This window comes from Streptomyces sp. R-07, assembly GCF_049913175.1.
In the GTDB taxonomy this organism is placed as follows: domain Bacteria; phylum Actinomycetota; class Actinomycetes; order Streptomycetales; family Streptomycetaceae; genus Streptomyces.
The window spans coordinates 352,131-378,318 of the sequence record NZ_CP183978.1 but is presented as its reverse complement, the minus strand read 5'-3'; the positions used below and the strand labels follow the sequence as shown (position 1 = coordinate 378,318).

The 26,188-nt window shown below is 72.0% G+C and carries 24 protein-coding genes and 1 pseudogene; 10 read left to right on the top strand and 15 right to left on the bottom strand.

The genetic code is table 11. From position 1 onward, the window contains the following. Positions 1 to 80: 80 nt before the first annotated feature. On the bottom strand, positions 81 to 2,135 hold the full coding sequence (locus ACN9M0_RS01985; RefSeq protein ID WP_399695276.1) for an NPCBM/NEW2 domain-containing protein: 2,055 nt from the start codon (positions 2,133 to 2,135) through the stop codon (positions 81 to 83). A gap of 1,216 nt (positions 2,136 to 3,351) precedes the next feature. Here ACN9M0_RS01985 and ACN9M0_RS01980 point away from each other — a divergent pair. The 4 genes and pseudogenes from ACN9M0_RS01980 to ACN9M0_RS01965 form a co-directional block, all read left to right on the top strand. Continuing rightward, positions 3,352 to 3,408: pseudogene (locus tag ACN9M0_RS01980) on the top strand (hypothetical protein); the annotation flags it as partial. Between the two features lie 462 nt (positions 3,409 to 3,870). Continuing rightward, positions 3,871 to 4,071 (top strand): DUF5988 family protein, encoded by a 201-nt coding sequence (locus tag ACN9M0_RS01975; protein WP_366037799.1) that lies wholly within the window; start codon positions 3,871 to 3,873, stop codon positions 4,069 to 4,071. Positions 4,072 to 4,171: 100 nt separating this feature from the next. After that, positions 4,172 to 4,447 (top strand): DNA polymerase thumb domain-containing protein, encoded by a 276-nt coding sequence (locus ACN9M0_RS01970; protein WP_426402992.1) that lies wholly within the window; start codon positions 4,172 to 4,174, stop codon positions 4,445 to 4,447. 494 nt (positions 4,448 to 4,941) lie between these two features. Continuing rightward, on the top strand, positions 4,942 to 6,600 hold the full coding sequence (locus ACN9M0_RS01965) for a phytoene desaturase family protein (protein ID WP_426402991.1): 1,659 nt from the start codon (positions 4,942 to 4,944) through the stop codon (positions 6,598 to 6,600). 204 nt (positions 6,601 to 6,804) lie between these two features. Here the strand turns inward: ACN9M0_RS01965 and ACN9M0_RS01960 are convergent, their stop codons facing one another. From ACN9M0_RS01960 to ACN9M0_RS01950, 3 genes are all read right to left on the bottom strand, one after another. Next, positions 6,805 to 7,536 (bottom strand): flavodoxin family protein, encoded by a 732-nt coding sequence (locus tag ACN9M0_RS01960; RefSeq protein WP_366037796.1) that lies wholly within the window; start codon positions 7,534 to 7,536, stop codon positions 6,805 to 6,807. Between the two features lie 237 nt (positions 7,537 to 7,773). Continuing rightward, entirely contained in the window at positions 7,774 to 8,037 is a 264-nt protein-coding gene (locus tag ACN9M0_RS01955; RefSeq protein WP_366037795.1) for a DUF6296 family protein, read from the bottom strand. A 10-nt stretch (positions 8,038 to 8,047) separates the two neighbouring features. Then, positions 8,048 to 8,881 carry an N-formylglutamate amidohydrolase gene (locus ACN9M0_RS01950; protein WP_426402990.1) on the bottom strand — a complete coding sequence of 278 codons (834 nt, stop codon included), beginning with the start codon at positions 8,879 to 8,881 and terminating at the stop codon, positions 8,048 to 8,050. A 189-nt stretch (positions 8,882 to 9,070) separates the two neighbouring features. On the opposite strand from ACN9M0_RS01950, the gene ACN9M0_RS01945 reads away from it, so the two are divergent. Together ACN9M0_RS01945 and ACN9M0_RS01940 are read left to right on the top strand one after the other, a co-directional pair. Beyond that, the gene (locus ACN9M0_RS01945) at positions 9,071 to 9,646 is read left to right on the top strand and encodes an HPP family protein (RefSeq protein WP_366037793.1); all 576 of its coding nucleotides are present in this window, start codon (positions 9,071 to 9,073) and stop codon (positions 9,644 to 9,646) included. Between the two features lie 222 nt (positions 9,647 to 9,868). Next, positions 9,869 to 11,362: a SulP family inorganic anion transporter gene (locus tag ACN9M0_RS01940; RefSeq protein ID WP_426402989.1), complete on the top strand. Its 1,494-nt coding sequence runs from the start codon at positions 9,869 to 9,871 to the stop codon at positions 11,360 to 11,362. A 24-nt stretch (positions 11,363 to 11,386) separates the two neighbouring features. Here the strand turns inward: ACN9M0_RS01940 and ACN9M0_RS01935 are convergent, their stop codons facing one another. After that, positions 11,387 to 11,815, bottom strand: a complete 429-nt coding sequence (locus ACN9M0_RS01935; protein ID WP_366037791.1) for an ATP-binding protein — start codon at positions 11,813 to 11,815, stop codon at positions 11,387 to 11,389. 208 nt (positions 11,816 to 12,023) lie between these two features. On the opposite strand from ACN9M0_RS01935, the gene ACN9M0_RS01930 reads away from it, so the two are divergent. After that, positions 12,024 to 12,869 carry an RNA polymerase sigma factor SigF gene (locus ACN9M0_RS01930; RefSeq protein WP_366037818.1) on the top strand — a complete coding sequence of 282 codons (846 nt, stop codon included), beginning with the start codon at positions 12,024 to 12,026 and terminating at the stop codon, positions 12,867 to 12,869. Between the two features lie 143 nt (positions 12,870 to 13,012). Here the strand turns inward: ACN9M0_RS01930 and ehuA are convergent, their stop codons facing one another. The 10 genes from ehuA to ACN9M0_RS01880 form a co-directional block, all read right to left on the bottom strand. Next, on the bottom strand, positions 13,013 to 13,810 hold the full coding sequence (gene ehuA / locus ACN9M0_RS01925; protein ID WP_399695265.1) for an ectoine/hydroxyectoine ABC transporter ATP-binding protein EhuA: 798 nt from the start codon (positions 13,808 to 13,810) through the stop codon (positions 13,013 to 13,015). Next, positions 13,800 to 14,435, bottom strand: a complete 636-nt coding sequence (gene ehuD / locus ACN9M0_RS01920) for an ectoine/hydroxyectoine ABC transporter permease subunit EhuD (protein ID WP_366037817.1) — start codon at positions 14,433 to 14,435, stop codon at positions 13,800 to 13,802. Before ehuD ends, ehuA begins: the two co-directional genes overlap by 11 nt. Continuing rightward, complete coding sequence (gene ehuC, locus ACN9M0_RS01915; RefSeq protein WP_366037789.1) at positions 14,435 to 15,109, bottom strand: ectoine/hydroxyectoine ABC transporter permease subunit EhuC; 675 nt, start codon at positions 15,107 to 15,109, stop codon at positions 14,435 to 14,437. Before ehuC ends, ehuD begins: the two co-directional genes overlap by 1 nt. A gap of 12 nt (positions 15,110 to 15,121) precedes the next feature. Continuing rightward, positions 15,122 to 16,039, bottom strand: coding sequence for an ectoine/hydroxyectoine ABC transporter substrate-binding protein EhuB (ehuB, locus tag ACN9M0_RS01910; protein WP_366037788.1), 918 nt, complete (start codon positions 16,037 to 16,039; stop codon positions 15,122 to 15,124). Then, positions 16,036 to 16,932 carry an ectoine hydroxylase gene (gene thpD / locus ACN9M0_RS01905; protein WP_366037787.1) on the bottom strand — a complete coding sequence of 299 codons (897 nt, stop codon included), beginning with the start codon at positions 16,930 to 16,932 and terminating at the stop codon, positions 16,036 to 16,038. Before thpD ends, ehuB begins: the two co-directional genes overlap by 4 nt. 53 nt (positions 16,933 to 16,985) lie before the next feature. Continuing rightward, positions 16,986 to 17,408 (bottom strand): ectoine synthase, encoded by a 423-nt coding sequence (locus tag ACN9M0_RS01900; RefSeq protein ID WP_426402988.1) that lies wholly within the window; start codon positions 17,406 to 17,408, stop codon positions 16,986 to 16,988. A 37-nt stretch (positions 17,409 to 17,445) separates the two neighbouring features. Then, positions 17,446 to 18,711, bottom strand: a complete 1,266-nt coding sequence (ectB, locus tag ACN9M0_RS01895) for a diaminobutyrate--2-oxoglutarate transaminase (RefSeq protein WP_399695691.1) — start codon at positions 18,709 to 18,711, stop codon at positions 17,446 to 17,448. Positions 18,712 to 18,777: 66 nt separating this feature from the next. Continuing rightward, complete coding sequence (gene ectA / locus ACN9M0_RS01890; RefSeq protein ID WP_366037784.1) at positions 18,778 to 19,308, bottom strand: diaminobutyrate acetyltransferase; 531 nt, start codon at positions 19,306 to 19,308, stop codon at positions 18,778 to 18,780. 331 nt (positions 19,309 to 19,639) lie between these two features. After that, positions 19,640 to 20,443: an endonuclease I family protein gene (locus tag ACN9M0_RS01885; RefSeq protein ID WP_366037783.1), complete on the bottom strand. Its 804-nt coding sequence runs from the start codon at positions 20,441 to 20,443 to the stop codon at positions 19,640 to 19,642. Between the two features lie 277 nt (positions 20,444 to 20,720). Further along, positions 20,721 to 21,185 (bottom strand): Lrp/AsnC family transcriptional regulator, encoded by a 465-nt coding sequence (locus ACN9M0_RS01880; protein WP_366037782.1) that lies wholly within the window; start codon positions 21,183 to 21,185, stop codon positions 20,721 to 20,723. A gap of 118 nt (positions 21,186 to 21,303) precedes the next feature. Between ACN9M0_RS01880 and ACN9M0_RS01875 the strand changes: the two genes are divergently transcribed. From ACN9M0_RS01875 to ACN9M0_RS01865, 3 genes are all read left to right on the top strand, one after another. Then, positions 21,304 to 22,425: an asparaginase gene (locus ACN9M0_RS01875; protein WP_366037781.1), complete on the top strand. Its 1,122-nt coding sequence runs from the start codon at positions 21,304 to 21,306 to the stop codon at positions 22,423 to 22,425. A gap of 512 nt (positions 22,426 to 22,937) precedes the next feature. After that, entirely contained in the window at positions 22,938 to 24,371 is a 1,434-nt protein-coding gene (locus ACN9M0_RS01870) for an aspartate ammonia-lyase (RefSeq protein WP_426402987.1), read from the top strand. Positions 24,372 to 24,514: 143 nt separating this feature from the next. Continuing rightward, entirely contained in the window at positions 24,515 to 26,164 is a 1,650-nt protein-coding gene (locus ACN9M0_RS01865; RefSeq protein WP_366037779.1) for a GMC oxidoreductase, read from the top strand. Positions 26,165 to 26,188: the final 24 nt, after the last annotated feature.

Genomic DNA, 26,188 nt, shown 5'->3' with positions numbered 1-26,188 from the left:
CATCGACGCAGTCGCCTAGGGCACGACGTGGGCTCGGGCGATCGGCGGGTGCGGAGCCACGCACTCCCACTCCTCGTCCGTCAGCAGCCCAGCTTCGCGTCCGCCCAGTCGGCGTGGTCGTAGCCGATGCCGTCCCCGCCGTCCGTGACCACCAGACGCACGGTCCGCGCACCCGTGATGTCGGCCTTGAGCGGCTGTGCGGGAGCGGCGTTCGTGAGGACGTCGGTCGACGCGACCTTACGGCCGTCGGTCCAGATCTCGAAGGCGACCGTTCCATGGGCGCCGGACTCGTCGTCGAGGCCGACCTGGGCACTCACGGTCGTGCAGGCGCCGCCGGTGTAGAACTCGACGTCGCTGTGGGCGTGCGCTCCGAGCCCCTTGGCGAAGACCGTGCCGTCGATGGTGAGCGGGCCGCCGTCACCGGCCCCGTTCTCGCCGTTGGCGGTGTCGCGTTCCACCGGTCCCCAGCCGTTGGCGGCCGTGAGCCAGGGGAGGTCGCTCAGGTACGACGTCCCGGTGGGCGGTCCCACCACCACATGGGCCAGGACGGGTAGTACGGACCGTGCGGTGACGCCCAGTGGCGAGCGGTGGTCGGCGGTCAGCATGAGGGTGTACGCCCCGGTGGGCGTGCCCGCCGGCGCCGTGAGCCGCCACGTGGTTGCCAGCGAGGCGCCCGTCGGAACCGTACCCTCGGTGCGGGGCGTGGCCGCCTCGATCCGCCAGCCGGCCGGACCGGTGAGCGTCACGGAGAGGTCCTGCGCGGGGGTACGGCCGAGGTCGGTGACCGTGGTGGTCAACTCCGCGGTCCTGCCGGCCTCGAGGAGCGGAGCGGCGTCGAGAGCGGTTTCGACCGCCGGCGGGTACGACGCCCATTTGTCGTCGACGGCGAGGCGCAGCAGCACCGTCCCGTGGGCGGGAACGGTCGCGGAGACGGTGCCGGCGGTGTTGGCGGTGGCGTGCTGCCACAGGTCGCGCACGGTGTAGGCGTCGGCCTCCTGCAGGCCTGCCGCGCGCGCCGTGGTGCTGACGCGCTGGGCGGAGTCCGTCTCGTTGAACAGGGCGACGGCGCGGCTGCCGTCAGCGAGCTCCTTGACGACGACCCAGCGGCCCGACGAAGAGGACACGACGGTGCCCTGCTTGCCGAGGGGGTCCTGGTCGACGGCGATGACCTCGCGGTTGGCGAGGATCTCGAAGGCGGCCGGGGTCGCCTTGCGCAGGTCGGATCCTATGAGCAGCGGTGCGGCCATCATCGACCACATCGAGAAGTGGGAGCGGTACTCGGTGTCCGTCATGCCGCCGTTGCCGACCTCCAGCATGTCGGGGTCGTTCCAGTGGCCGGGGCCCGCGTACCGGGAGAGCGGCAGGTTCTGCTTCATGATCGACAGCATGGTGCTCCAGCTGTCGTTGATGTCGTAGGTGGTGCGCCAGAGCTGGCCCACGTCGCCGGCCCACTCCCAGGGCTTGTTCTCGCCCCACTCGCAGATGCTGTAGACGATCGGCCGGCCGGTGGCTCTGAGAGCGTCGCGCATCGTGAGGTAGCGTTCCTTGGCGTCCACGCCTTGGTTGTTGCAGTTGTCGTACTTCAGGTAGTCGACGCCCCAGTCGGCGAACTGGCGTGCGTCGCTGTACTCATGGCCGAGCGCGCCGGGGAAGCCGTTGGCGTCGCAGGTCTTGGTGCCGGCGCTGGTGTAGATGCCGAACTTCAGTCCCTTGGAGTGGACGTAGTCGGCGACGGCCTTGATGCCGTGGGGGAAACGGACCGGGTCGGGCACCAGCTTGCCGTCGGCGTCGCGCTTGGGCAGGGCCCAGCAGTCGTCGATGTTGACGTACCGGTATCCGGCGTCCTTGAGGCCCTTCTCGACGAACAGGTCGGCGACCCCCTTGACCATGGCCTCGTCGAACTCGGCACGGCAGTGGGTGGAGTTCCAGTTGTTGAACCCCATGGGCGGGGTCAAAGCGAGTCCGTCGCCCGGCACGGGGACGGTGGGGGTCGGGGCTGGGCCCGTGGCGGCAGCAGGGGTGTCGGCGGTGGCCGGGCTGGCGAGCCCTGCGGCCCCCAGCAGCGCGACGGCGGCCAGCGCCGTCAGGGCCCCTCGGGCCCTGGTGGTGCGGGTGGGAAGGGAACGCATCGTCATGTGCCTCCGTACTCCTCGCATGATGGAAGTCATGCGCACGTCATGGATGAGCGTTTACGGTATGACGTGTGTGACTATGTTGGAAGAAGGGCGGGGGCAGTTGTCGGGAAGTAGTCAAACCCCTTTGGGATGTGCCCAGTTTCCCTGTGGCGTCTAGGTCGCATGTTGGGTTGTGTTGGGTTGCGGCGCAGTCGGATGCGGTGGAAGTGCGTGGCAGGGCACAAGTGGACCCTCGTGTACGCGGTCCAGCGGGCCCGGGGCGCCGGGGGTCACGTCGCTGAACGGTTCCTTCTCGACGGCGCCGAGGTGTCTTCCCCGTACGTGTCTCACAGGGCAGCCTCCTGCCCGCGGTGCGGACACCACTGGCTCGGACGCCTCACCGACCGCACGCCGCGGCCCGGCGAGTCCCACCGCCTTCACCTGGTGTGACCGCCCTGCCGCCGACAGCAGGAAGCCGCCGGCGGCTTCGATGCCGTTGTTCGGGCCACCGGCAGCGGTCGACGGCCCAGCCGATGGCCCGCGAAGGAAGCCCGCCCCTTGCTGCGCTCGATCCCCGCTGACTTCGACGGTGCCTGCAGCCCTGGCGTGGCCACGCTGGTCCGACGGCGTCAGGAGAGGGGAGGTGGGGGTGGCATCGGTCGTGGTCCCGGTTCCTGATCCGGTTCCGGTGGAGGGGGCGGTGGCTCCGGCTCGGGCGAGTGGGGGTCGGTCGGGGTGGGGCGTGTCGGCGGCGCCGGGTACGGGGCCGGGCTCGGCGGACGAGGATGGCTGGGCAGGCGTCCGCGCGGGGCCGCGTCGCCCTCGGACAGGTTCATGACCGGACTTTCCATGGGGCTGATCCAGCGGTCAGTGCCGGTGGCACCAGCGGCGGTCGAGCTCCGGATCGGCTCGCGATTCGTGCTCGATCGCCGCCAGGCCCGTTGCTCGTGAGGTGACAGACCAGGCCCGTCCATGACTGACCTCGCCTCCTCGTGTCGCGATCGGCTCGATACCGCGGCTACCCGCCGCCGTGCGCCTCAGACACCCCGGCGGCGGCAGGGGGATCGGGGATCCCGCTTGTCCGAAGACCGGCCGGGTATGCGTACGGCGAGCCCTGAAATGCTGGAGGAGTGCGATGAACCAGCTCATCGACATGATCATGAATCGGCAGCCTGCGAGGGTGGGTTCCCTGACATCGCCGACGGAAGCGCGCGGGTGATGCGGGACGCGGACATTGGTGGTGGACCATGCCGTGGACGTCATACGTGAGCACGCGCTGCGCCGTCTGCCCGTCACTGACGACGGCCACCTTCTGGGCATCGTGACCCTGGGGGAGCTGCCGTCGAGCGCGAGCCCGAGTCGTCACTCGCATTTCCTCGGCACCAACCAACACACGACGTACTCCCTCAGAGGAAGGAGACGATCATGGGCACACCTCCGAACGATCCGGTACCGCCGAGTCCTACTCCGGCCCCAGGTCCAGGCCCCGGTCCCCAACCGGGACCGGTACCCGGCCCGGTGCCTTCCCCGGGCGGCCCGGATCCCGTCCCGCCGGCCCCGCCCCAGCCCGAGCCCGACCCCCAGCCGTCGCCGGGCCCGCGACCGGAGCCCCACCCCCAGCCGGGTCCGCTGCCCGGCCCCGTACCGGCCCCGGAACCGGTCACCTGACACGCGGTCGCTCGCGCTGACCGCCGCGGACGGGGCAGCTCACCGCGGCGGCGCTGCGGTGAGCGCCGAGGTCGGCGAGACTGGTGCCATGACGCACAAGGTACTTCTGGAGGGCGGGCCGGACGACCTTCCCGAGCGGACCGTCCCGGTCGAGACTCCCGGCGAGGACCTGAAGATCCCGCATCGAGGCGGGTACGAGCACTTCAGGGAGACCGAGCGCCGACAGGACACCACGGAGGGGACCCTTCGGGTGTACGAGTGGTGGGAGCGTACGGAAATCGCCGGGTAGGCGGGCCGGGCCGCCCTGGGCGAACCACACCCGTGCGGCGCACCCTGGCCACCGGATGGGCGAGCCTGCCCTGACCGGTTCTCACCGGTAGATCGTGATCTTGCTGGTCGGGTCCCGGATCCCGGGCGCGTTGATCCCCGTCTCGATAGGTCGGTCCGATGCGCTTGCTCTCTCAGCCGGACTGGTCGCCGCACGAGCCCTCGGCCGACTCGGCATCACCACCATCGGCGACGTCGCCGACACCCCACTCCCCACCCTCCAGCGGATCCTCGGCGCCGCCGCCGGTCGCCGGGCCCACGAACGCGCCCGCGGCATCGACGACCGGCCGATCGTCCCCGCCGCCGCACCGAAATCGCTGCCCGCACCCGCACCCTGACAGCGACGAGGTCGACCGCCCTCGTCCGGCCCTCGAACTGCTGAACCGGCACCGGCTGCTGCGTCGTCGGCATGCCGTGCTCAACGAGCGCCAGGAGCAAGAGCCCCCCGGGCGCCGGCCCGACATCGAGCATCAGGGCCACGAGCACGCCGCCGGCCCCGCGGCGGCTGCCCATCGCGTGCCGAGCCCGGCCCGCCCGGTCGCACGTCTGGACGGCCATCCGGCAGCAGTCGAACACCAAGATGGAGTACGCGAACGCCGACTGCGCTCCGGACCCGTTCAGGTGACGGCAGGCGGACGGCCACAACCCCGGCCCCGCCCGCGCGTTCCACCGGATGCCCTCTCCTCCCTCCCCCTGGAGCAGCACCCGTGCGGATCCGTCCCGTTCCCCCCGCCGGCCCGGTCCCCGTGTCGATCACGCCACCTGGCGCCGGGGGCTCGGCCCCGGGCATCGGGGTTCCCGGTATGGAAGACCTTCGGCGTAGGCGGTGGCCGTGACGCGTGGTGTGCTGGTGGGACGGCCGCTGGCGACGGGCCGGGTGGCCGACGCGTACGACGCGGTGGTGATCGGGTCCGGGGCCGGCGGGCTGACCACGGCGGTCTGTCTGGCCCGGCAGGGACGGCGGGTGGCGGTGTTCGAGCAGCACTACACCGCAGGCGGCTACACGCACGCCTACCGGCGGCGCGGCTGGGAGTGGGACGTCGGCATCCACTACGTCGGCCAGCTGGCGCGGCGCGAGCCGGTCCGGGTGCTGTCGGACTATCTGACCGGCGGCGCTCTGCGATGGGCCCCGCTCGGGGACCCGTTCGACGAGTACCGGCTGGCGGGTGAGGTGTACGGGGCGCCTGTCGGGTTCGCTGCCTACCGGGCCGGTCTGATCGCGCGCTTCCCGGCCGAGCGGGCGGGGATCGAGGAACTGTTCCGACTGGTCGAGCGGTGCCGGGCGGTGCTGCCCGTGCTCGCGCTGGGACGCCTGTCCGGCCCGGTGGTACGGCGGCTGGCCCGCCTGCTGCGGTCGGCAGCCGTCCCGGACGAGGCGATGCGGCCCGCCCGGGAAGTGGTGGCGGGTCTGATCCGCGACGAACGGTTGCGGCAGGCGGTGCTGACCCAGAGCGCGCTGCTGTTGGCCGACTCCACCGCCCGGCTGCCGTTCTTCCTCCTCGCGGTGCTGTTCGAGCACTTCCGGACCGGTGCCTGGTACCCGGTGGGGGGCAGCGCCGCCATCGCCCGCGCGATGCTCGACCCGATCCGTGCCGCCGGCGGAGAGGTCTTCGTACGGGCGCGGGTCGCCCGGATCGAGCTGGAAGGAACGCGGGCGACGGGCGTGGTGCTGGCGGACGGGACCCGCGTGCGCGCCCCGGTGGTGGTCAGCGGGGCAGGCGCCCACCACACCTACCGCACCCTGCTGCCCGGCTCGCCCGCCGCCGGCACGGACCGGTTGGAGGGGATGCGACGCGGGTTCCCGTTCGTGGTTCTCTTCCTCGGTCTCGACGGCGACCCGGAGGAACTGGGACTGCCCCGGCACAACATGATGGTCACCGACGGCGACTGCGACGCCTTCTTCGACGGCGCCGGCGGGCCCACCAGCGGCCACTTCTTCTCCTTCTCCTGCGCCAAGGACCCGACCTGGACCGCGCGGCACCCCGGCCGTTCGACGGGCGAGATCCTGACCTACGTCCGGCCGGAGCTGTTCGAGCCCTTCCGCGGCTCACGCTGGCGGCACCGGGACCCGGCCTACCTCGCTCTCAAGGCCGAACTCACCGCCCAGCTCCTCGACGAGCTCTACCGTCAACTGCCCCGTACCAGAGGGCGGGTGGCCTATCACGAACTCGGCACCCCCCTGACCGCCGAGCACTTCACCGGCTGGCCCGGCGGCAGCCTCTACGGGCTCGCCAAGGACGTCGCCGCCTTCGGCGACGGCCGCACCGCCGGCCTCGCGGACTGGCTGCGCCCGCGCACCGAGGTCAAGGGCCTGTTCCTCTCGGGCCAGGACTGTCTGGCAGGCGGGTTCCTCGGCGCGGTCACCGGCGGCCTGCTCGCCGCCCACGAGGCCCTCGACCGCGCCGGCCGGACCCGCCTGTGGACAGGACTCCTCAAACACGGCATCCGACCACCCGCGTCCCCGTACCAAACCAGGCCCGGGTGTGAGTAGTTGAGGTACGGGTGTGTGTCGCGCGGATCAGCGGCCCGCGGGTGGGGCACGTCGCCCGGCTGGAGGGCGGCGGGGGGAACCGGGCGAACTCGGTTCAGGCAGGACGCCAGGTTGAGGCCGCTGTCGTCGCGGGTGCTGCCGCACGACGGACCTGCTTGATCCGGAGCTGACTTCCACCGGACCTCCGACCCGTCCGGCCCGCACTCAACGGTGTTCGGGGTTCTCGAAGTCGAACCGGCAGCCGGCGTCCCACTCGGAGCGCTGGTTTCCATGGGCGGGGATGCCACCGGTGTCCTTGAGCATCCTCGCCAGGTGGAGCTGGTTCCAGGTCATGAAGGTCGCGTTGCGGTTCGTGAAGTCGTTGTCCGGCCCGCCGGAGCCGGGGTCGAGGTACGACGGGCCCGGGCCGGCCTCGCCGACCCAGCCCGCGTCCGCCTGCGGCGGAATGACGTATCCGAGGTGCTGGAGGCTGTAGAGGACGTTCATCGCGCAGTGCTTGGCACCGTCCTCGTTGCCGGTGATCAGGCAGCCGCCCACACGACCGTAGTAGGCGTACTGGCCGCGCTCGTTGAGGATCGAGGAGCAGGCGTACAGACGCTCGATCACCTTCTTCATGACCGAGGAGTTGTCTCCCAGCCACACCGGCCCCGCCAGGGTCAGGATGTCGGCGGCCATCACCTGCGAGTAGATCACCGGCCACTCGTCCGTCTCCCACCCGTGCTCCGTCATGTCCGGCCAGACACCGGTCGCGATGTCGATGTCCACCGCCCTGAGCACCTCGACCTGCACGCCCTGGCGCTCCATGATTCCGGTGCTGATGTCGATCAGCCCCTGCGTGTGGCTGCGCTCTGGGGAACGTTTCAGGGTGCAGTTGATGACCAGGGCGCGCAGGTCGGCGTACGACGTGGTTGAGTCCGGCACGAAATCCTCCTCCATACGCTCCGGGAGTCCGGACGTGAGGGCACCGGAGATCTCCCCGTACAGCTCACCAGGCCTTCGCCCCGGGCGCTCGTGGAGCTGGGCCGGTTGCCTGACAGCCCGCCCTCCGGTCCACCGGTCAAGGCCGGCTGCTCGTGCGGGGCCGTGCGGCCACCGCGCCGGACCGTCCGGACGGTGATCGACTCCCGAAGCGACCGAAGACGTGAGGCCCCGGGGCGGCCCCGGGGCGCGGCGTCAGACCGGTGAACCGGGGGGATCCGCCGGGTCGGCGTCGGGGAGCGGGCGGGCCCGCACGTTCTGGGCGGGTTGCTGGTGGCCGCCCGAGGCGAGGATGCGCACCTCGTCCCGGTCGCTGATCTCGGCCCGGATGATGCCCGTGGCGTCGCTGTAGACCGGATGGCCCCCGGGCCCCGTGAGCTGCGAGCGTTCCACGATCACGACGTCCTGGGCCGAGCCCGTGCTGTCGGAGAACACCAGCTCGTATCGGAGTGGGTTCATTTCCCCGATTTTACGCCGATCGGACACGGCCACCCGTCGGGGCCACCGCGTCGACCAGGGCGGCCAGGGCCATCCCGAGCGCCTCGGCGCCCGGGCCCGCCGGCCCGCCCGGCTCGCTCATGTAGAGGTCGCGGCGGATCTCGACCATCAGCGCGCTCACCCGCGGATCCCGGCCGTAGTGCGCCAGCGGCACGTACGTCCCGGCGAAGGGACTGTCCGTCCCGACGCCGCCGAACCCGCCGAACGCCTCCCGCGCCGCGTCGAGCAGTGCGGGCGGGGTGTGGAAGGCGTCCGTGCCGAGGCAGACGGGCGGGCGCGGGCCGTCGCCGTGCAGTTCGTACGGCAGCGGCCCGGTCGGGTACGAGTGGACGTCGACGATCACCACCCGTCCGGCCACCGCGAGACGCTCGGCGACGGCCTCCGTCATGGCCCGCGCGTACGGGGCGAAGTACCGGTCGAGCAGCGGCGCCGGGTCGAAACCGGCCGGCCGCAGCTCCGCGCGGTGGGTGGTGCGGGTGTACACCGCGCCCATCCCGACGGACAGCATCTCCTCGCGCTCGTCCGGGAAGCGCTCGGGGTCGACGACGAGCCGCGAGAGCCCGTTGACGAACCGCCAGGGCGTCGTGCCGGCCGCCGCCGCGGCCACGGCGGCGATCTCCGCCGTGTGGGAGTCCGTGATGTGGTCCAGTTCACGGTCCAGCTCCCCATCGTCGAGCAGGATGCCGTCGCGCACGTCCGGTGGCACCGCTCGGGAGGAGTGCGGCACATGGAGGAGGACGGGGGAATCCGGGGCTCCGGGGAGGAGGCGGAAGCGGGGCGGGGTGTCGGAGGAGGTGTCGGTCATAGGGAGATCCTGCCTCCGACCCCGCCCGCGCCGTGGCGAAACCGCTGGTTACAGTGGTGTGAGGTCGCGCCGCCGCACCAGGCTCAGGCGTGAGACCGGGCCGACTGTCGACCACAGGGACCCGTACGACCACCCCCCCCGTCCCTGTTCCCTCCGGCCCACGGCCGCCTGCCCGGAAACCTCGCACCCATGAGCACCGACGCCGCTCTGCGTCCCGACACCGCCTCCGACCCGACCTCCGCGACCCCTGCCCGTCAGGGCCCGCGCCGGCCGTGGATCGCCGGCCGCGCCCCGGCCCGGCCCGCGCCCGGCGCCGCCTTCCACAGCGTCAGCGCCGCGACCGCCGCCCTGCTCGGCCTCGTCGCCCTCGGTGCCCTCATCCACGAGCCGGTGCTGATACCCCCGCTGGCCGCCAGCGCCGCGCTCGTGCACTGCGCCCCCGCGCTGCCCCTGGCCCAGCCCCGGAGCGTGATCGTCGGCCACCTCCTCGGCGCCGCCGCCGGATACGCCGTGTCCGCCGTCGCCACGCACGGCAGTGCCTGGGCCGCCGCCCTCGCCGCCGGAGTCACCCTGGCGCTGACCACCCTGGCCCGCACCCCGCACTCGCCGGCCTGCGCGACCGCCGTCGTCATCGTGCTCCAGGCCCCCGCGCCCGGCCGGTTCGTCCCCCTCCTCTTCGGGGCCACGGTGCTCCTCGTGCTGACCGCGTTCGCCGCCTCCCGCATCCGCCGCGCGGCACCGCGATACCCCGCCTACTGGTGGTGACCACCGGAGCCCCGGAACCCCCGCGCCCCCGGCATGGCGACCGTACGCCCTCCGGCTGATCGCGTGTGCGGGCGCCTGCGACCCGGTGCGCCCCGGTGATCCGCACCTCCGGGCGCCTTCCCCGGGGGTGATCGCGTCACGTTCCGGCCGGTTCCGGACGGAAACCACCGGTGGGCGCCGGTCCGTCCGGAAACGGCGCCGCGAGGGCGTATGACCCCGGGTATGGCCTCCTCCTTTCCGTACCTCCGGCAGGACTTCGCCGCCTCCCTCGTCGTCTTCCTCGTCGCGCTGCCCCTCTCCATCGGCGTGGCCGTCGCCTCCGGCGTCCCCGCCGAGCTCGGTCTCGTCACCGGCATCGTCGGCGGTGCCGTCACCGGCCTCATGCGGGGCAGCAGCATCCAGGTCTCCGGCCCGGCCGCCGGTCTCACCGTCCTCGTCCTGGACGCGGTCCGGACCCTGGGTCCGGCCGGGCTCGGCGCCGTCGTGCTCCTTGCGGGGCTGCTCCAGGTCGCCCTGGGCCTGCTGCGCTGGGGCCGCTGGTTCCGGGCCATCTCCCTCTCCGTCGTCGAGGGCATGCTCGCCGGGATCGGCCTCGTGATCGTCGCCGGCCAGCTCTACGCCGCGGCCGGACTCGACGCCCCCGCCTCCGGCCCGGCCCGGCTCGCGGGACTGCCGGCCGCCCTGGGGCGCGCGGTGACCGCCGGCGCCACCCTCGTCCCGCTCGCCGTCGCCGCCGCCACGGTCCTCGTCATCGTCGGCTGGCGGCATCTGCCCCGCGGGGTGCGGGCCGTCCCCGGCGCGCTCGTCGCCGTCCTCCTGGCGGCACTCGCGACCGCCCTGTTCGACCTGCCGGTCGCGACCGTCCGCGTGAGCGGGGCACTGGACGCCGTGCGGCTGCCGGGAGCGGACAGCCTCACCGCCCTCACCGACCTCGCCCTGGTCGGCACCGTCCTCGCCTTCGCTCTGATCGCCTCCGCGGAGTCCCTGTTCAGCGCGGCGGCCGTCGACCGGCTGCACGACGGACCGCCCACCGACTACGACAGGGAACTGCTCGCCCAGGGCTTCGGCAACGCGCTCTGCGGACTGCTCGGGGCGCTCCCCATGACCGCCGTCATCGTCCGCAGCTCGGCCAACGTCCAGGCAGGCGCCAGGACCAAGGCATCCCGCGTGCTCCACGGACTGTGGCTGCTGCTCTTCGCCGCCCTGCTGCCCGGCACCCTGGAGTACGTGCCGCTCGCGGCGCTCGCCGGGATCCTCGTCCACGCGGGCTGGAAGCTGATCCCCTTCAGGGGCCTCGTCACCCTGTGGCGCGGCCACCGCGGCGAGGCGCTCGTCCTGGTGGTGACGGCCCTGGCGATCGTCACCGTGAACATGCTCGAAGGCGTCCTGATCGGACTCGTCCTCTCCGTCGCCAAGGCGGCCTGGGACGCCTCCCACCTCCGTGTCGACCACACCGACGAGGGCGAGGGACCGGTGCGCGTCGGCCTGTCGGGGACCGTGACCTTCCTGCGGCTGCCGAAGATCCTCGACACCCTCGAATCCCTGCCGCGCGACCGCCCGGTCGTCCTGGACCTCTCCGGGCTCCACCACCTCGACCACGCCTGCCGGGCCGCGCTCGAGTCCTGGGCCGACCGCCACCGCACGACCGGCGGACCCGCCTCCGTCCACCTCCACGGGCCGCCGGAGCGGCGCCCCGCCCGCCCGGCGGACGCCTGAGGGTCCGAGCCGCCGCCGTACGCCTCAGCGGTCGACCGTCACCGCCGCGTGGACGGTCTTGCCGTCCGGCCGGGTGTCCACCGTCACCTCACGGCACAGGCGCAGCACGATCGGCCAGCCGAAGCCGCCGGGGCGCAGGTCCTCGGGGAGCGCGCGGTGCGGCGGCTCCCCGCTGGAGTCGGCCACGGACACGGTCACCCGGTCGCTGCCGACGGCGATCCCGAAGGAGGTGACCCCGCCCCCGTGGCGCTGCGCGTTCGTGACCAGCTCCGAGGTGACGAGCAGCAGGTCGTCGACCTGCGAGGGCCGCAGGGGGCCGATGGCCGTGAGCGTGTGGCGGACCAGCTGCCGCGCCTGAGCCGGCGTGAGGAGCGGTGACGAACGGGTCCTCCCCGCGGCGCGCAGAGCCGCCGGTGGCGACGTGCGGGACCGGGCTTCGCTCCGGCTGTTCATCGCGGGCCCCTTCCTTCCCGATGCGACCAGGGGTGACGGGATACGCTTGCCCGGTCACGCCGGAGTGATGCCTTTTCGCCCGCCCCGAAGGCGGCACGGGCCCGTGAGGAGTGCGTCAGCGCGGAGCGGGTACGCGAACCGGGACCGCCGAACGGACAGTGAGCTGGAGGAGGTTGTCCCCGTGCGGACCGAGGTGGCCAAGGAGACGATGACGTATGTGACGGGCGGCACGGCTGAGGACCTGCCCGTTCTCGAGGCTCCCCACGAGGTCGCGCCCCAGGACGCGCGCGCCCTGTCGAGAGTCTTCCTCCGTGAACTCGCGGCACGGGAGGAGGGCACGGCGGGGCACCAGTACGTCCGGAACACCCTGATAGAGATGAACATGACGCTCGTTCGGTACGCGGCCGGCCGGTTCCGGGCGCGGTCCGACGAGATGGAGGACATCGTCCAGGTCGGCATGATCGGCCTGATCAAGGCGATCGACCGCTTCGACCCGGCCCGCGAGGTGGAGTTCACCACCTTCGCGGTGCCGTGCATCGTGGGCGAGATCAAGCGGTTCTTCCGCGACACCAGTTGGGCGGTCCACGTCCCCCGACGGCTCCAGGAAGCGCGCCTCGAACTGGCGAAGGCCACCGACGAACTGAGCTCGCGGCTCGGCCGGGCGCCCCGGGTCGCGGAACTCGCGCCGGTCATGGAGCTGTCCGAGGACCAGGTGGTCGAGGCCCAGCTGGCCGCGAACGGCTACCACTCGATGTCCCTGGACGCCGCGATCGGCGGCGGTGAGGACGAGAACGAGGACCCGGCCCTGGCCGACCTCATCGGCGAGGAGGACCCGGCGCTCGAACTGTTCGAGGACTTCCACGCCCTCGCCCCGCTCGTGGTGGCCCTCGACGAGCGCGACCGGCTGCTGCTGCACCTGCGCTTCGTCGAGGAGCTGACCCAGACGCAGATCGGCGAACGCATCGGCGTGACCCAGATGCACGTCTCGCGGCTCCTGGCCCGGAGCCTGAACCGGCTCCGGGAGGGCATGGTCGGGACGGGCGCCTGCGGTTGAGGGGAAGGGCACGCCCGGGCGAACCGGAGCGCGCCCCACCCCTCGCGGGCCGGCCCCCGGTCGGAGCGCGCCTCCCCGCGGGCCGGCCCCGGCCGGAGCGCGACCTCCCTACGGACCGGCCCGCGGTCCGACCGTGCCCCTCTTCACCGGACCGAGCTGAGGAACGCGCGCGTGCGTTCGTGCGCGGGCGCCTCCAGGAGATCGCCGGCCGGGCCCGACTCCACGATCCGGCCCCGGTCGAACATCAGGATCCGGTCGGAGACGTCCCGTGCGAAGCCCATCTCGTGCGTCACGCACAGGAGGGTGATGTCGGTGGAGCGGGCGATGTCCCGCAGCACGTCGAGGACCTCCGCCACCAGCTCCGGATCGAGCGCGGACGTCACCTCGTCGAGGAGCAGGATCTCGGGCCGCATCGCGAGGGCGCGGGCGATGGCCACGCGCTGCTGCTGGCCGCCCGAGAGCCGGGTCGGCCGCGCACCGGCCTTGTCGCCGAGCCCGACCAGATCGAGCAGCTCCCGCGCCCTGCGGCGCGCCTCCTCCCGGCTCTCGCCGAGCACGTGGACGGGCGCCTCGACGACGTTCTCGAGCACGCTCATGTGCGGGAAGAGGTTGAACTGCTGGAAGACCATGCCGATCCGGCGCCGCCGCGCCGCCAGATGGCGTTCGCTCGCCGGCACCAGCTTCCCTCCCGCGCCTCCCGGCATGTGCGAGAAGGGCTCCCCGTCCACGAGGATGAGGCCGTCGGTGACCCGCTCCAGCGTCATGAGCAGCCGGAGGATCGTGGTCTTCCCCGAGCCGCTCGGGCCGATCAGCGTCACGCGCTCCCCGCGTCCGACCTCCAGGTCGAGGCCGTCGAGCACGGTGTGGTCGCCGTACCGCTTCGTGACCCGGTCGAAGCGGACCGCCGGGTGGGCCGGGTCCTGCCGGTCCTCAGTGGGCAAGGCGTGCCTCCAGTCGTCGTACCAGCACGGACGTGGGCCAGCTCGCGAGCAGGAACACCGCGGCGGCCAGGGTGAAGCTCTCCAGATAGGCGAAGTGCGTACTGCCGAAGGTGTTCGCCTCGTGGACCATCTCGTGGACGGTGATCACCGACAGCAGGGGCGTCTCCTTGAACATGGACACCGCGTAGTTGCCGAGGGGCGGCAGCACGTTGCGTACGGCCTGCGGCAGCACCACCGCCCGCCACACCCGCCGGCGCGGCAGCGAAAGGGCCGTGCAGGCCTCCCACTGCCCCTTCGGCACGGCGTCGATGCCCGTCCGGTACACCTCGGAGAGATACGTGGCGTAGTGCACGCCCAGCACCAGGACACCGAGCACCGGCGCGTCGAGCGCGGGCACCAGGACCCAGGCCGCGAACAGCTGCACCAGGAGCGGCGTCGAGCGCACGAACGAGGCCGCCCCGCGCAGCGGAAGCGCCAGCCACCCGGGGCCCGCCCGCTGGACGAGCGCGAGCGCGAGCCCAAGGACCATGGCGACGGCGAACGCCGGGACGGTCGCCAGGACGGTGACGCCGAACCCCTCCAGTACGGCGGGCAACGCGGCCCGGGCCGCCTCCCCGTCCCACATCACGTACCGCCTTCCTGCCCGAGCCGGGCCTTCGCCGCCCGCTCCAGGGCGTTCATGAGGAGGCTCAGCACGACGGCCATGCCGAAGTAGAGCCCGAGGAGCAGCAGGTACGAGGCAGCCGTCGCGCCCGTCGCGGACCGCAGCTGGTCGATCTGGAACGTGAGGTCGGGCACCGTGACCAGCGAGAGCAGCGGCGTCGCCTTCAACAGCTGAACGAGCAGGTTCTTGAACGGCGCGACCATCAGGGCGTGCGCCTGAGGCAGGACGACCCGCCGCAGCCGCAGACCCCGCCCCATGCCGAGCGCGATGCCCGCCTCGGTCTGGGCACGGGGGACCGCCGCCACCGCGCCCCGCACCACCTCGGCGCCGTACGCCCCGTAGTTGAGGCCGAGCGCGAGCACCGCGCAGGCGAGCGGTTCCAGCCGGAAGCCGACCATCGGCAGAGCGAAGAACAGCCAGAACAGCTGCACGTACAGCGAGGTCCCCCGGAAGAACTCCACGACGAACCGCGCCCCGCCCCGCACCGGCAGCCGCGCCGACCGGGACAGCAGCCCGAGGACGTACGCCAGGAGCAGGGCGAGCGCGGCGCCGAGCACCGTGGCCTCCGCGGTGACCAGGAGCCCCTCGGCGAGCCGGGGCAGCGCGCTCCGGAGCTCGGGCAGGAAGTCAGCCACGCCCGGCACCCCTCACGCGGCACACAGGTCGGCGGTCCGCAGCGAGCGGGGCGGCACCTCGCGGGCGGTGAAGCCGTAGCGCCCGACGAGCCCGACGAACCGCTCGGGGGAACCGGTGATCTTCAGGAGCTCGCGGTCGAAGGCGTCCCGGAGCCCGGTCGCCCCCGGCCGGAACACGGCCCCGCCCGCGCCGAGTTGCTTCACGCCGCCGACCTCCGGGACGAACGCCTCACCCACCTCCACCGCCGCGCCCCCGTTCGTGCGGGCGAGCCAGCGCAGGGAGATGGCGGTCAGCGCGAAGGCGTCGATCCGGCCGGCGAGGAGGGCGTCGAGTCCGTCCTGCTGCTTGGCGAGCGTCTTCACCGACCCGTCCGGCACTCCGGCCGCCTTCGCGTAGGACGCCTCCACCGCCGCGGTCAGCACGCCGACGGTGGCGCCCTTCGCCGCGCAGGACTCCAGGTCGCTCACCCCCTTCGGGTTGCCCTTGCGGACCATGAGGGCGGTGGGGGAGACGAACTCCGGCTCGGAGAAGATCACCTTGGCGCAGCGCTCCGGCGTGATCGACATCCCCGCGCTCACCACGTCGAACCGGCCGGCGAGCAGTCCGGGGATCAGCGCCCCGAACTCCGTGAGCGTCGGGCGGAGTTCCCGCACCCCGAGCGCGGTGAATATCTCGCGGTGCAGCGTCGGGGCCTCGCCGGCGAGCTCGCCGCCGTCCTGGAAGCCGTACGGCGCCTCACCGGCGAACCCCACCCGCACGAAGCCCTGTTCCCGCAGGTTCGCGAGGAGCTTCCCGTCGCCCGCGGGCGCTCCCGTGCCCGCCTCGGTGCGGGTGCACGCGGTCAGCGGGCCCGCCGCGAGCGCGAGGCCGCCGAGGAATGTCGCCCTGGTGAGGAAGCGGCGGCGGTCGAGCGGCGCGGCACCGCTCATGACCGGTCCCACGGGCGCGCGGCGACGAAGGAGGGGCGCCGGACCGGGGCCGCGAAGGGGGCCTCGGGCGCGTTCTCGACGCTGTTGAAGACGAGGAACACATTGCTCCGGGGGTACGGGGTGATGTTGTCGCCCGAGCCGTGCAGGGCGTTGCAGTCGAACCAGGTGGCCGATCCCGCCGGACCCGTGAAGTGCCGGATGCCGCAGGCGTCGGCGAAGGTGGTGAGCGCCTCGTGGGACGGTGTCCCGGCGTCCTGCATCCGCAGCGACTGCTTGTAGTTGTCCTTGGGCGTCTCGCCCGCGCAGCCCAGGAAGGTGCGGTGCGAGCCCGGCATGATCATCAGACTGCCGTTGGTGGTGTGGTTCGGGGTGAGCGCGATCGAGACCGAGACGGTCCGCATCCGGGGCAGACCGTCCTCGGCGTGCCACGTCTCGAAGTCGGAGTGCCAGTAGAAGCCGCTGGCGCCGAAGCCGGGCTTGACGTTGACCCGCGACTGGTGGACGTACACGTCGGAGCCCAGGATCTGGCGGGCCCGCCCGACGATCCGCGGGTCCTCGGCGAGCCGGCCGAAGACCTCGCTGATCCGGTGCACCTCGAAGACGGAGCGGATCTCCTGGGAGCGGGGCTCGACGACGGCCCGCTCGTCCGCCCGTACGGCGGGGTCGGCGACGAGCCGGTCCAGCTCGGTGCGGAGCTGGTCGACCTCGTCAGGGGTGACGATCTCGTCCACCGTGATGAAGCCGTCGCGGTCGTACTCCTCCAGCTCCCTGGCCCAGAAGGGGCCGGGCGTGCCGGGTTCGGACCACACGACGGGGTCCTTGCGGCCGATGAGTTCCTCCCGGGGGCCGCGGGTGGGGTAGAGGTCGACGGGACGGGTGGGTGCGGTGGCCATGGGGCGGGGTGCCTTCCTTTCGCGTACGGAGTCGTCGTGGTTCCGGGCCGGTGTCAGGCCTGGCCGGCCTCGGACTCGGATTCGGGTTCGGTGAGGAGCGGGTAGACGCCGTTCTCGTCGTGGTCCTCGCGTCCGGTCACCGGCGGGTTGAAGACGCACAGGCAGCGGAAGTCCCGCTTGACCTTGAGGGTGTGGCGCTCGTGCCCGTCGAGCAGGTACATCGTTCCGGGCAGGATCGTGTGCGTGAGCCCCGTCTCGTGGTCGGTCAGCTCGGCCTCGCCGGCGGTGCAGACGACGGCCTCGACGTGGTGGGCGTACCACATGGAGGTCTCGGTGCCGGCGTACAGCACCGTCTCGTGCAGGGAGAAGCCGACCCGCTCGCGGGCGAGGACGATGCGCTTGCTCTCCCAGGTCCCGGACGCGGAGCGGACGTGCCGCTCGGTGTTCTCCAGCTCGTCGAAGGTACGGACGATCATGGGTGGTGGCCTTTCGGGTGGATCTGCCGGTGCGGTCTCAGGCGGTGTGGCGTACGGAGCGGGTCAGCATGCCGAGGCCCTCGTCGAGTTCGTCGTCCGTCGCGGTCAGCGGCGGCAGCAGCTTGACCACCTCGCCGCGCGGCCCCGACGTCTCCAGGAGCAGACCGATCTCGAAGGCCCGCCGGCACACGGCCTCGGCGCGCTCCTCGTCGGCGAACTCCAGGCCCCACACGAGGCCGCGCCCGCGCACCGCCAGGGCATTGCGGCCGTCGTCGTCGCGCAGGTCGAGCAGGGCGCGCTCGATCCGGTCGGCGCGGCTCAGGGTGCGCTCGCGCAGGGCGCCGTCCCGCCAGTAGGCGTCGAGGGCGGCCGTGGCGGTGACGAAGGCGGGGTTGTTCCCGCGGAAGGTGCCGTTGTGCTCACCGGGCTCCCACAGGTCGAGCTCGGGGCGGAAGAGGCAGAGGGACATGGGCAGGCCGTAGCCGCTGATGGACTTGGACAGGGTGACGATGTCGGGCGTGATGCCCGCCTCCTCGAAGGAGAAGAAGTCGCCGGTGCGTCCGCAGCCCATCTGGATGTCGTCGACGATGAGGAGCATGTCGTGCCGGCGGCAGAGGTCGGCGAGACCGCGCAGCCACTCGGCCCGTGCGACGTTGATGCCGCCCTCGCCCTGGACGGTCTCGACGATCACGGCCGCGGGGTGGTCGAGGCCGGAGCCGGAGTCGTCCAGGAGCCGCTCGAACCAGAGGAAGTCGGTGAGCTGCCCGTCGAGGTAGTCGTCGAAGGGCATCCGGGCGGCGTGGTGCAGCGGGACGCCCGCTCCGGCGCGCTTGGCGGCGTTTCCGGTGACGGCGAGCGAGCCGAGCGACATGCCGTGGAAGGCGTTGGTGAAGGAGACGACCGTCTGGCGGCCCGTGACCTTGCGGGCGAGTTTGAGGGCGGCCTCCACCGCGTTGGTGCCGGTGGGGCCGGGGAACATCACCTTGTAGGGCAGGGCGCGGGGTTCCAGGACCGTCGCGCGGAAGGTCTCCAGGAAGGCGCGTTTGGCGGTCGTCGACATGTCGAGGCCGTGGGTGATCCCGTCGTCGGCCAGGTAGTCGAGGAGGGCGCGCTTGAGCACCGGGTTGTTGTGGCCGTAGTTGAGCGAGCCCGCCCCGGCGAAGAAGTCGAGGTAGGGGCGGCCGTCCTCGTCGTACAGTCGGCTCCCGCTGGCGCGCTCGAAGACGACCGGCCAGGCACGGCAGTAGCTGCGGACCTCGGATTCGACGGTCTCGAAGACGGAGGGGGCGGCGATGTCGGTCAGGGTCACGGAGTCTCTTCTCCAGGGTGTGGTGCGGGGGAGTGGTGCGGGCTCGGAACGTCCGGGGTCTCAGGACGCCGGGGGCGCGAGGGGGCCGATGCGGTACAGCACCTCGGCCTCGTGCCCCGCCACGGGGAAGGAGGCGGACGGGAACAGGACCTCGCGTGTGAGGTCCGCCCCGTGCCGGCGGGCATAGGACCGGAACATCCGGTCGGACGCCAGGTTCCCCGGCGTGACGGTCGCCTCCACCCGGTCGAGTCCGTGCTCGTCCGCCACGCGGGCGGACAGAGCGTCGAGCAGGGTCCCGGCTACCCCGGTTCCGCGGTGCGAACCCTCCACGGCGACCTGCCAGACGAAGAGCGTCCCGGGCGCGTCGGGCCGCAGGTATCCGGTGACGAAGCCGACCGGTCGTCCGGAGGCGTCACGGGCGACGGCGGTCGTGTCGGCGAAGTCGCGGCACCACAGCAGATAGCTGTAGGGCGAGTTGAGGTCGAGTTCTCCCGAGCCGCGCGCGATCCGCCAGAGCTCGGCGCCGTCCGCGATCTCGGCCGGGCCGACGGAGACGTCGCCGACCGGGGATGTCAGGGGGGCAGTGGTCATGGGCGCCGAAGCTACCGACCGGACAGCGGAACTTCCTGGGGCGGAGTACTTGTTCGGGGCGGTGCGGGCGTGATAGGTGCGTCGGCGGCCTCCGCGGCGGGAATCCACTCCCGAGCACGCGGCAAATTCGATCAAAAGTGGGCAAGGTAACCGTTTGTTACGGATGAATAACGTCTCGGGATTGTCAGAGGCGGTCTCTCAAAAACGTGAGAACATCTGGGATTTCGCGTTTGAAGGCTCGGGAAGCGGTCAGACGTAGAGGCCGACATGGCGGGAGCCGGGCCGGGTGCGGTGAGCCCGGCCCGGCTCCGTCACGTCCGAGGTGCTCGGACTACCAGATCGCCTCGATCCACTCCGGGTGGTCGATGAACGGGTTCCGGTTGTGCTGGTAGGTGTTGTAGATGACGTCGTTGCGGCGCTCCTCGAAAGCGCTCGGCGGGTCCTGCTCGTTCCACTGCTTCAGGACCGAGAGGCGGCCGTGGAAGGGCACGCTGCCGTTCGTGCTCGACTCGTTGGGCTCCAGGTCCGGCCAGCCGTCGTCGCCCTCGTAGCGGACGGCCATGTAGAGGATCATGCGGGCCACGTCGCCCTTGTCCGCGTCGCGCGGCTCGAAGGAGTCGCTGTCCGTGTAGCTCCCGGGCGCGCCGCTGACCGCGCTGCCGCCGTTGTCCCAGTCCTTGTTGCCGCGCGTGCTGTTGACCTGCACGTCACAGGCGCGCAGGTGGTGCAGGTCGGTGCCGGGGCCGGCCGAGGTGCCGAAGTTGCCGTGGGACTGGGCCCAGGTGTGCTCGCGGTTCCAGTCGCCCACGGAGCCCCCGTTGAGGGACTTGCTGCGCGAGACGCCGCTGTAGAGCAGGATCACGTTGTTGGTGTTGCTCGGGTCCTGGTCGGTCGTCTTCAGCGCGGTCCAGACGGCGTCGTACGAGATCTTGCTCTGGCTGCTGATGATGGTGTGCAGCGAGGACTTGAGGCTCGTGCCGGTCTTGCCTATCGCGTTCTTGTAGTACGTGGTGTCGTACGCGGTGGTCGTGGCGCTCGCGGGAGTCGCGGTGACCGTGGGGAGCGTGACGCCGACGAGGGTGGCGGCGACGGCCGTCGCCCACACCTTCCAGCTGCCGGTCCGCACAACGGACATGGGGGGCCCTTTCCCGGGGACGGCACGCGCGGGACGACGGGCGACGGCTCAACGCCACCGTTGTCTACGCGTGTTGACTTCGTGTCATCGGGAGAGTGGCACACGTCAGGTACCTGTCATGTAACGAGGAGGAGGCTGTTCCATGACGTTCTCGCATATGGCGCAACCGAATCCGGCCCCGGAGGTAAAGGAAGGGCTTCAGGTGCCTGAGGGGCTTCCGAGGCTTCCGTGCCCGTCGTGCCCGAGGCGTCCGAGGGGCCGTGGCGCCCGAGGTGGCTCAGGCGCCCCGGAGGTCCACCGGCATCCCCTTCGGCTCCTTGATCCGCTTCATGATGATCTGCGAGTTCACCTCGGTGACCCCGGTCAGCGTCGTCAGCCGCTCGATCCACAGCCGCTCGTACGCCGCGAGGTCCGCCACCGCGATCCGCAGCAGGCAGCCGGGGCTCCCGAACAGGCGGTACGCCTCGATCACGTCCGGCACGTCCTGGAGCGCCTCCTCGAAGGCCTCCACCGTCTCCCGGTCCCGCCGCACCTCCACCGAGACCAGGACCTCGAAGCCGCGCCCCACCGCCTCCGGATCGATGATCGCCCGGTAGCCCTGGATCACCCCGTCCTGCTCCAGCTGGCGCACCCGGCGCAGACAGGGGGAGGGGCTCAGCCCGACCCGCTGGGCCAGCTCCTGGTTGCTCAGCCGGCCGTCGTTCTGGAGCTCGCGCAAGATATGGAGATCGATTCGGTCCATGGCACAACTATCTACCACGATGAAACATTTCTGCAGCTGATTTCGCAATCGCCTTGCGCGCCTTCTGCCCTATCTTTGCGGCGCAGGGCGAATTCGGTACGGAGTAAGGACGGCAGGCATGAAGCGGACGAACGACGGGGGAGCGCGCCGGATCGTCGTGATCAGCACCGGTGGCACGATCGCCAGCCGCTGGCAGGGCACCGGCTACGCCGCCGACGCCTCCGGTGACGACGTCCTCGCCACCGCCCCCCTCCCCGAGGGCGTCACCGTCGAGGTCGTCGACCTGTTCAACGTGAACAGCTCCCGCATGACCTCGGCCCACCAGCTCGCCCTCCTGCGCACCGTCCAGGAGACCTTCGCCGACCCCGGCGTCGACGGCATCGTGGTCACCCACGGCACCGACACCCTGGAGGAGACGGCCTTCCTCCTCGACCTCCACCACGCCGACTCCCGCCCGGTCGTCCTGACCGGCGCCCAGCGTCCCTTCGGCACCGGCGACGGCGACGGCCCCGGCAACCTCTACGACGCGCTCCAGGTCGCCGCCACCGTCCGCGACCTCGGCGTCCTCGTCGTCTTCGACGGACGCGTCCACGCGGCGCGGGGCACCGTGAAGACCCAGACGCTCGCCGCCGACGCCTTCTCCGACCCCTCCGCCGAGCGCCTCGGCCGCGTGGGGTTCTCCCGCGTCGACATCGAGCGGCAGCCGGAGCGGCCCGCCCCGCTGCCCCTGCCCGCCGCCGCGCGCACCGCGACCCCCGGGGCCACCGGCCCCGGCGTCACCCCGCTGCCCCGGGTCGACATCATCACCCACCACTCCGACGGCGACCCGTTCCTCCTGAACGCGGCCGTCTCCGCCGGCGCCCGGGGCATCGTCCTCGTCGCGACCGGCGCGGGCAACGCCACCCCCGAGATCGCCGCCGCCGTCGCTGACGCGGTCGCCCAGGGAGTCCTCGTCGCCGTGACCACCCGCGTCCCCGCGGGACCGCTCGCCGAGATATACACCGGCGGCGGCGCGGTCGACCTGGTCGCCGCCGGGGCCCTGCTCACCGGCACCCTCCGGGCCGGCCAGGCCCGGATCGCCGTCTTCTCCACGCTCCTCGCCGAAGGCGCCTCCGGCGTGGGCGACCCCGTCCGCAGCACCGCCCTTCTGCGCCGCCTCCTCGAAGGACCGGTCCGCGCCGAACCGGCCCTGGCCACCGGCCACTCCCGCTCGGCCTCGGCCGTCGCCGCCCGGGCGTAGAGCCCGAACGCCGGTTCCCGGCCCACCTGCCGGCCAGGGCCCGACGGCCGGATCAGCATCCGACCTCCGGATCAGGATCCGACCTCCGGATCAGGATCCGACCTCCGGATCAGGATCCGACCTCCGGATCAGGATCCGACCTCCGGATCAGGATCCGACCTCCGGATCAGCATCCGACCTCCGGATCAGGATCCGACCGGCTCTGACCGGCACACCCCACAGCCCCGGCTCGCGGACGGCGCCCCCCCCGCCCGCCCGCGAGCCGGAATCAACCTCCCGCACCGGCGCGACGCGCCAGCCGGGCCGGCCCGGCGGCTTCGCCGTGCCCGGAACAGGCCGCAGAGGCCCGCACGCACGCGCACGCGTGCGCACCGGCCGGCTTCGAGGCCGAGACCGGACTCGCTCTCGCGGCCCGCACGCGCACGCGTGGACACCGGACCGGCGCCCCCCCCGGCTCCCCCCTGCCTCCTCCCGTAACCCACCCTCCCTCCTCTCCCCAAGGACGGCTCCTGATGGTTCCCGCACCGGCCCCGCACGACGGTCCCCTCCGCCGCGAACACGATCTGCTCGGCGACCGGGACGTCCCCGCCGACGCCTACTGGGGCGTCCACACCCTGCGCGCCACCGAGAACTTCGCCATCACCGGCACGCCCATCTCGGTCTACCCCCTCCTCATCGACGCGCTCGCCGCCGTCAAGGAGGCCGCCGCCCGCGCCAACGAGGAGCTCGGCCTGCTCCCCGCCGACAAGGCCGCCGCCATCGCCGCCGCCTGCCGGGAGATCCGTACGGGACAGCTCCACGACCAGTTCGTCGTGGACGTCGTCCAGGGCGGGGCGGGCACCTCCACCAACATGAACGCCAACGAGGTCGTCGCCAACCGGGCCCTGGAGCTCCTCGGCCACGCCAAGGGCGACTACGACCGGCTCCACCCCAACGAGGACGTCAACCTCGGCCAGTCCACCAACGACGTCTACCCGACCGCGATCCGCATCGCCGCGATCGGGGCGGCCTGTGAGCTCCTGAAGGCCATGGCCGTCCTCCAGGACGCCTTCGCCGCCAAGGCCCTGGAGTTCCGCGAGGTCGTGAAGATGGGCCGCACCCAGCTCCAGGACGCGGTGCCCATGACGCTGGGCCAGGAGTTCTCCACGTACGCCGTGATGCTGGAGGAGGACCGCAGTCGGCTCGCCGAGGCGATCGAGCTCATCCACGAGATCAACCTCGGGGCCACCGCCATCGGCACCGGCCTCAACGCCGCCCCCGGCTACGCCGAGACCGCCCGCCGCAACCTCGCCGAACTGACCGGCCTGCCGCTCGTCACCTCCGCCAACCTCATCGAGGCCACCCAGGACTGCGGCGCCTTCGTCCAGCTCTCCGGCGTCCTCAAGCGCATCGCGGTCAAGCTCTCCAAGACCTGCAACGACCTGCGGCTGCTCTCCTCGGGGCCGCGCGCGGGCCTCGGCGAGATCAACCTGCCGCCGGTGCAGGCCGGTTCCAGCATCATGCCGGGCAAGGTCAACCCGGTGATCCCCGAGGTGGTCAACCAGGTCGCCTTCGAGGTGATCGGCAACGACATCACCATCACCATGGCGGCCGAGGCGGGACAGCTCCAGCTCAACGCCTTCGAGCCGGTCATCTTCCACGCCCTCTCGAAGAGCGTCCTCTCCCTCCGCGCCGCCTGCCTCACCCTCGCGGAGCGCTGCGTCACCGGCATCACCGCCAACACCGAGGCGCTCCGGGCGGCCGTGGAGAACTCCATCGGTCTCGCCACCGCGCTCAACCCGCACCTCGGCTACACCGCCGCCACGGCCATCGCGCAGGAGGCGCTCGCCACCGGCCGCGGGGTCGTCGAACTCACCGTGGAGAAGGGCCTGCTGCCCGCCCACCGGCTCGCCGAACTCCTCACCCCCGAACGCCTCACCGGCACTCCGGGCCCGGCCCTCGCCTGACACGGCGCCCGGTACGGGTGGCGGGCCCCGCGCCCGTCACCCACCAGGAGCTTCGGCCGGAAGTTACCCGGCAGTTTCTCGTGACTTCCTCGGCGGGCGGTCGTAGAACTTGTTCCCATTCACTCGCGAGTGAGGAAGATCACATGAGTGAACATCCCTTGTCCGCCCAGGGAGATCGCGGGGTCAGCCGCCGCAGATTCATCGCGGGAACAGGTTCTGTTCTGGGCGCCGCCGCCCTCGCCGGAACGATCACGCCCCCCGCCCGCGCCGAGGTCCCCGGCCTGAACTGCACCCCCATCCCCGACGGCTCCCAGGTGCGCGCCCTCGTCATCGGCACCGGCTACGGCGGCTCCGTGGCCGCCCTCCGGCTCGCCCGCGCCGGCGTCGACGTCCACATGATCGAGATGGGCATGGCCTGGGACGCCCCCGGGCCGGACGGCAAGATCTTCGCCAACACCACCAAGCCGGACTACCGTTCCTTCTGGCTGCGCACGCGCACCAAGCAGCCGCTGAGCCAGTTCCTCGGCTTCCCGCTCGACAAGGACGTGCCCGTCCACACCGGCATCCTCGACGCCGAGGACTTCGCCGGCATCACGGTCTACCAGGGGCGCGGTGTCGGCGGCGGCTCCCTCGTCAACGGCGGCATGGCCGTCACCCCGGTCCGGGAGCGCTTCCCGGCGATCCTCCCGACGGTCGACCCGGCCGAGATGTACTCCACGTACTACCCGCGCGCCAACGCGGGCCTCGGCGTCACCTCGGTGGACGTCAACTGGTGGGAGAACCAGGCGTGTTACCAGTACGCCCGGGTCGGTCGCAAGCACGCCGAGCGCTCCGGCTTCCCCTTCGTCTTCGTGCCCAACGTCTACGACTGGGACTACATGAAGCAGGAGGCCGCCGGGACCGTCCAGAAGTCCGCCCTGGAAGGCGAGGTCATCTACGGCAACAACGCCGGAAAGAAGAGCCTCCAGAAGACCTACCTCGCCCAGGCCGCCGCGACCGGCCGGGTGAACGTCTCGCCCCTCCACCGGGTGACCTCCGTCAGCCCGGCCGCCGCGGGCGGCTACACCGTCGTCATCGACCAGATCGACACCACCGGCGCCACCCTCGTCACCAAGACCGTCCGCGCCGACCGGGTGTTCTTCGCCGCGGGCAGCGTCGGCACCAGCAAGCTCCTGACCCGCCTCAAGGCGACCGGCGCGCTGCCCGCGCTGAACGAGCACATCGGCAAGGGCTGGGGCGACAACGGCAACGTCATGTGCGGGCGTGCCAACCACATGTGGGACCCCACCGGAACGCTCCAGTCCTCCATGCCCACCGCGGGCATCGACAACTGGGACTCCGGCGGAGCCTTCGCCGAGGTCGCCCCGCTGCCCACCGGCATCGAGACCTACGCCTCGTTCTACCTCTCCATCACGCGCACCCCGCGCCGCGCCGAGTTCACCTGGAACCCGACCACCGGCAAGGTCGACCTGAGCTGGGACCGGGCCTGGAAGCAGACCTCCATCGACATGGCCAAGTCCATCTTCGACAAGATCAACAGCAAGGAGGGGACGATCTACCGGACCGACCTCTTCGGCGCCTACAAGATCTGGGGCGACCACCTCACCTACCATCCGCTCGGCGGCGCCGTCCTCGGCCAGGCCACCGACAACTACGGCCGGCTCCACGGCTACTCCGGCCTCTACGCCATCGACGGCTCCCTGATCCCCGGCAACACCAGCGTCAACCCGTTCGTCACCATCACGGCCCTCGCCGAACGCAACATCGAACGGATCGTCGCCGAGGACTTCTGATCGCCGGCACGTACGAGAGGGGCC

Bases quoted from the DNA above. Each gene is read 5' to 3' on its own strand.
- ectA (WP_366037784.1), bottom strand. From the start codon at position 19,308: ATGACCACTGCCCCCCTGACATCCCCGGTCGGCGACGTCTCCGTCGGC.
- ACN9M0_RS01975 (WP_366037799.1), top strand. From the start codon at position 3,871: ATGACGCACAAGGTACTTCTGGAGGGCGGGCCGGACGACCTTCCCGAG.
- ehuB (WP_366037788.1), bottom strand. From the start codon at position 16,039: ATGAGCGGTGCCGCGCCGCTCGACCGCCGCCGCTTCCTCACCAGGGCG.
- ACN9M0_RS01875 (WP_366037781.1), top strand. From the start codon at position 21,304: ATGAAGCGGACGAACGACGGGGGAGCGCGCCGGATCGTCGTGATCAGC.
- thpD (WP_366037787.1), bottom strand. From the start codon at position 16,932: ATGGCCACCGCACCCACCCGTCCCGTCGACCTCTACCCCACCCGCGGC.
- ACN9M0_RS01865 (WP_366037779.1), top strand. From the start codon at position 24,515: ATGAGTGAACATCCCTTGTCCGCCCAGGGAGATCGCGGGGTCAGCCGC.
- ACN9M0_RS01935 (WP_366037791.1), bottom strand. From the start codon at position 11,815: ATGAACAGCCGGAGCGAAGCCCGGTCCCGCACGTCGCCACCGGCGGCT.
- ACN9M0_RS01940 (WP_426402989.1), top strand. From the start codon at position 9,869: ATGGCCTCCTCCTTTCCGTACCTCCGGCAGGACTTCGCCGCCTCCCTC.
- ACN9M0_RS01900 (WP_426402988.1), bottom strand. From the start codon at position 17,408: ATGATCGTCCGTACCTTCGACGAGCTGGAGAACACCGAGCGGCACGTC.
- ACN9M0_RS01880 (WP_366037782.1), bottom strand. From the start codon at position 21,185: ATGGACCGAATCGATCTCCATATCTTGCGCGAGCTCCAGAACGACGGC.
- ACN9M0_RS01930 (WP_366037818.1), top strand. From the start codon at position 12,024: ATGACGTATGTGACGGGCGGCACGGCTGAGGACCTGCCCGTTCTCGAG.
- ACN9M0_RS01885 (WP_366037783.1), bottom strand. From the start codon at position 20,443: ATGTCCGTTGTGCGGACCGGCAGCTGGAAGGTGTGGGCGACGGCCGTC.
- ACN9M0_RS01960 (WP_366037796.1), bottom strand. From the start codon at position 7,536: ATGGAGGAGGATTTCGTGCCGGACTCAACCACGTCGTACGCCGACCTG.
- ACN9M0_RS01985 (WP_399695276.1), bottom strand. From the start codon at position 2,135: ATGACGATGCGTTCCCTTCCCACCCGCACCACCAGGGCCCGAGGGGCC.
- ACN9M0_RS01950 (WP_426402990.1), bottom strand. From the start codon at position 8,881: ATGACCGACACCTCCTCCGACACCCCGCCCCGCTTCCGCCTCCTCCCC.
- ACN9M0_RS01870 (WP_426402987.1), top strand. From the start codon at position 22,938: ATGGTTCCCGCACCGGCCCCGCACGACGGTCCCCTCCGCCGCGAACAC.
- ACN9M0_RS01945 (WP_366037793.1), top strand. From the start codon at position 9,071: ATGAGCACCGACGCCGCTCTGCGTCCCGACACCGCCTCCGACCCGACC.
- ehuD (WP_366037817.1), bottom strand. From the start codon at position 14,435: ATGTGGGACGGGGAGGCGGCCCGGGCCGCGTTGCCCGCCGTACTGGAG.
- ACN9M0_RS01955 (WP_366037795.1), bottom strand. From the start codon at position 8,037: ATGAACCCACTCCGATACGAGCTGGTGTTCTCCGACAGCACGGGCTCG.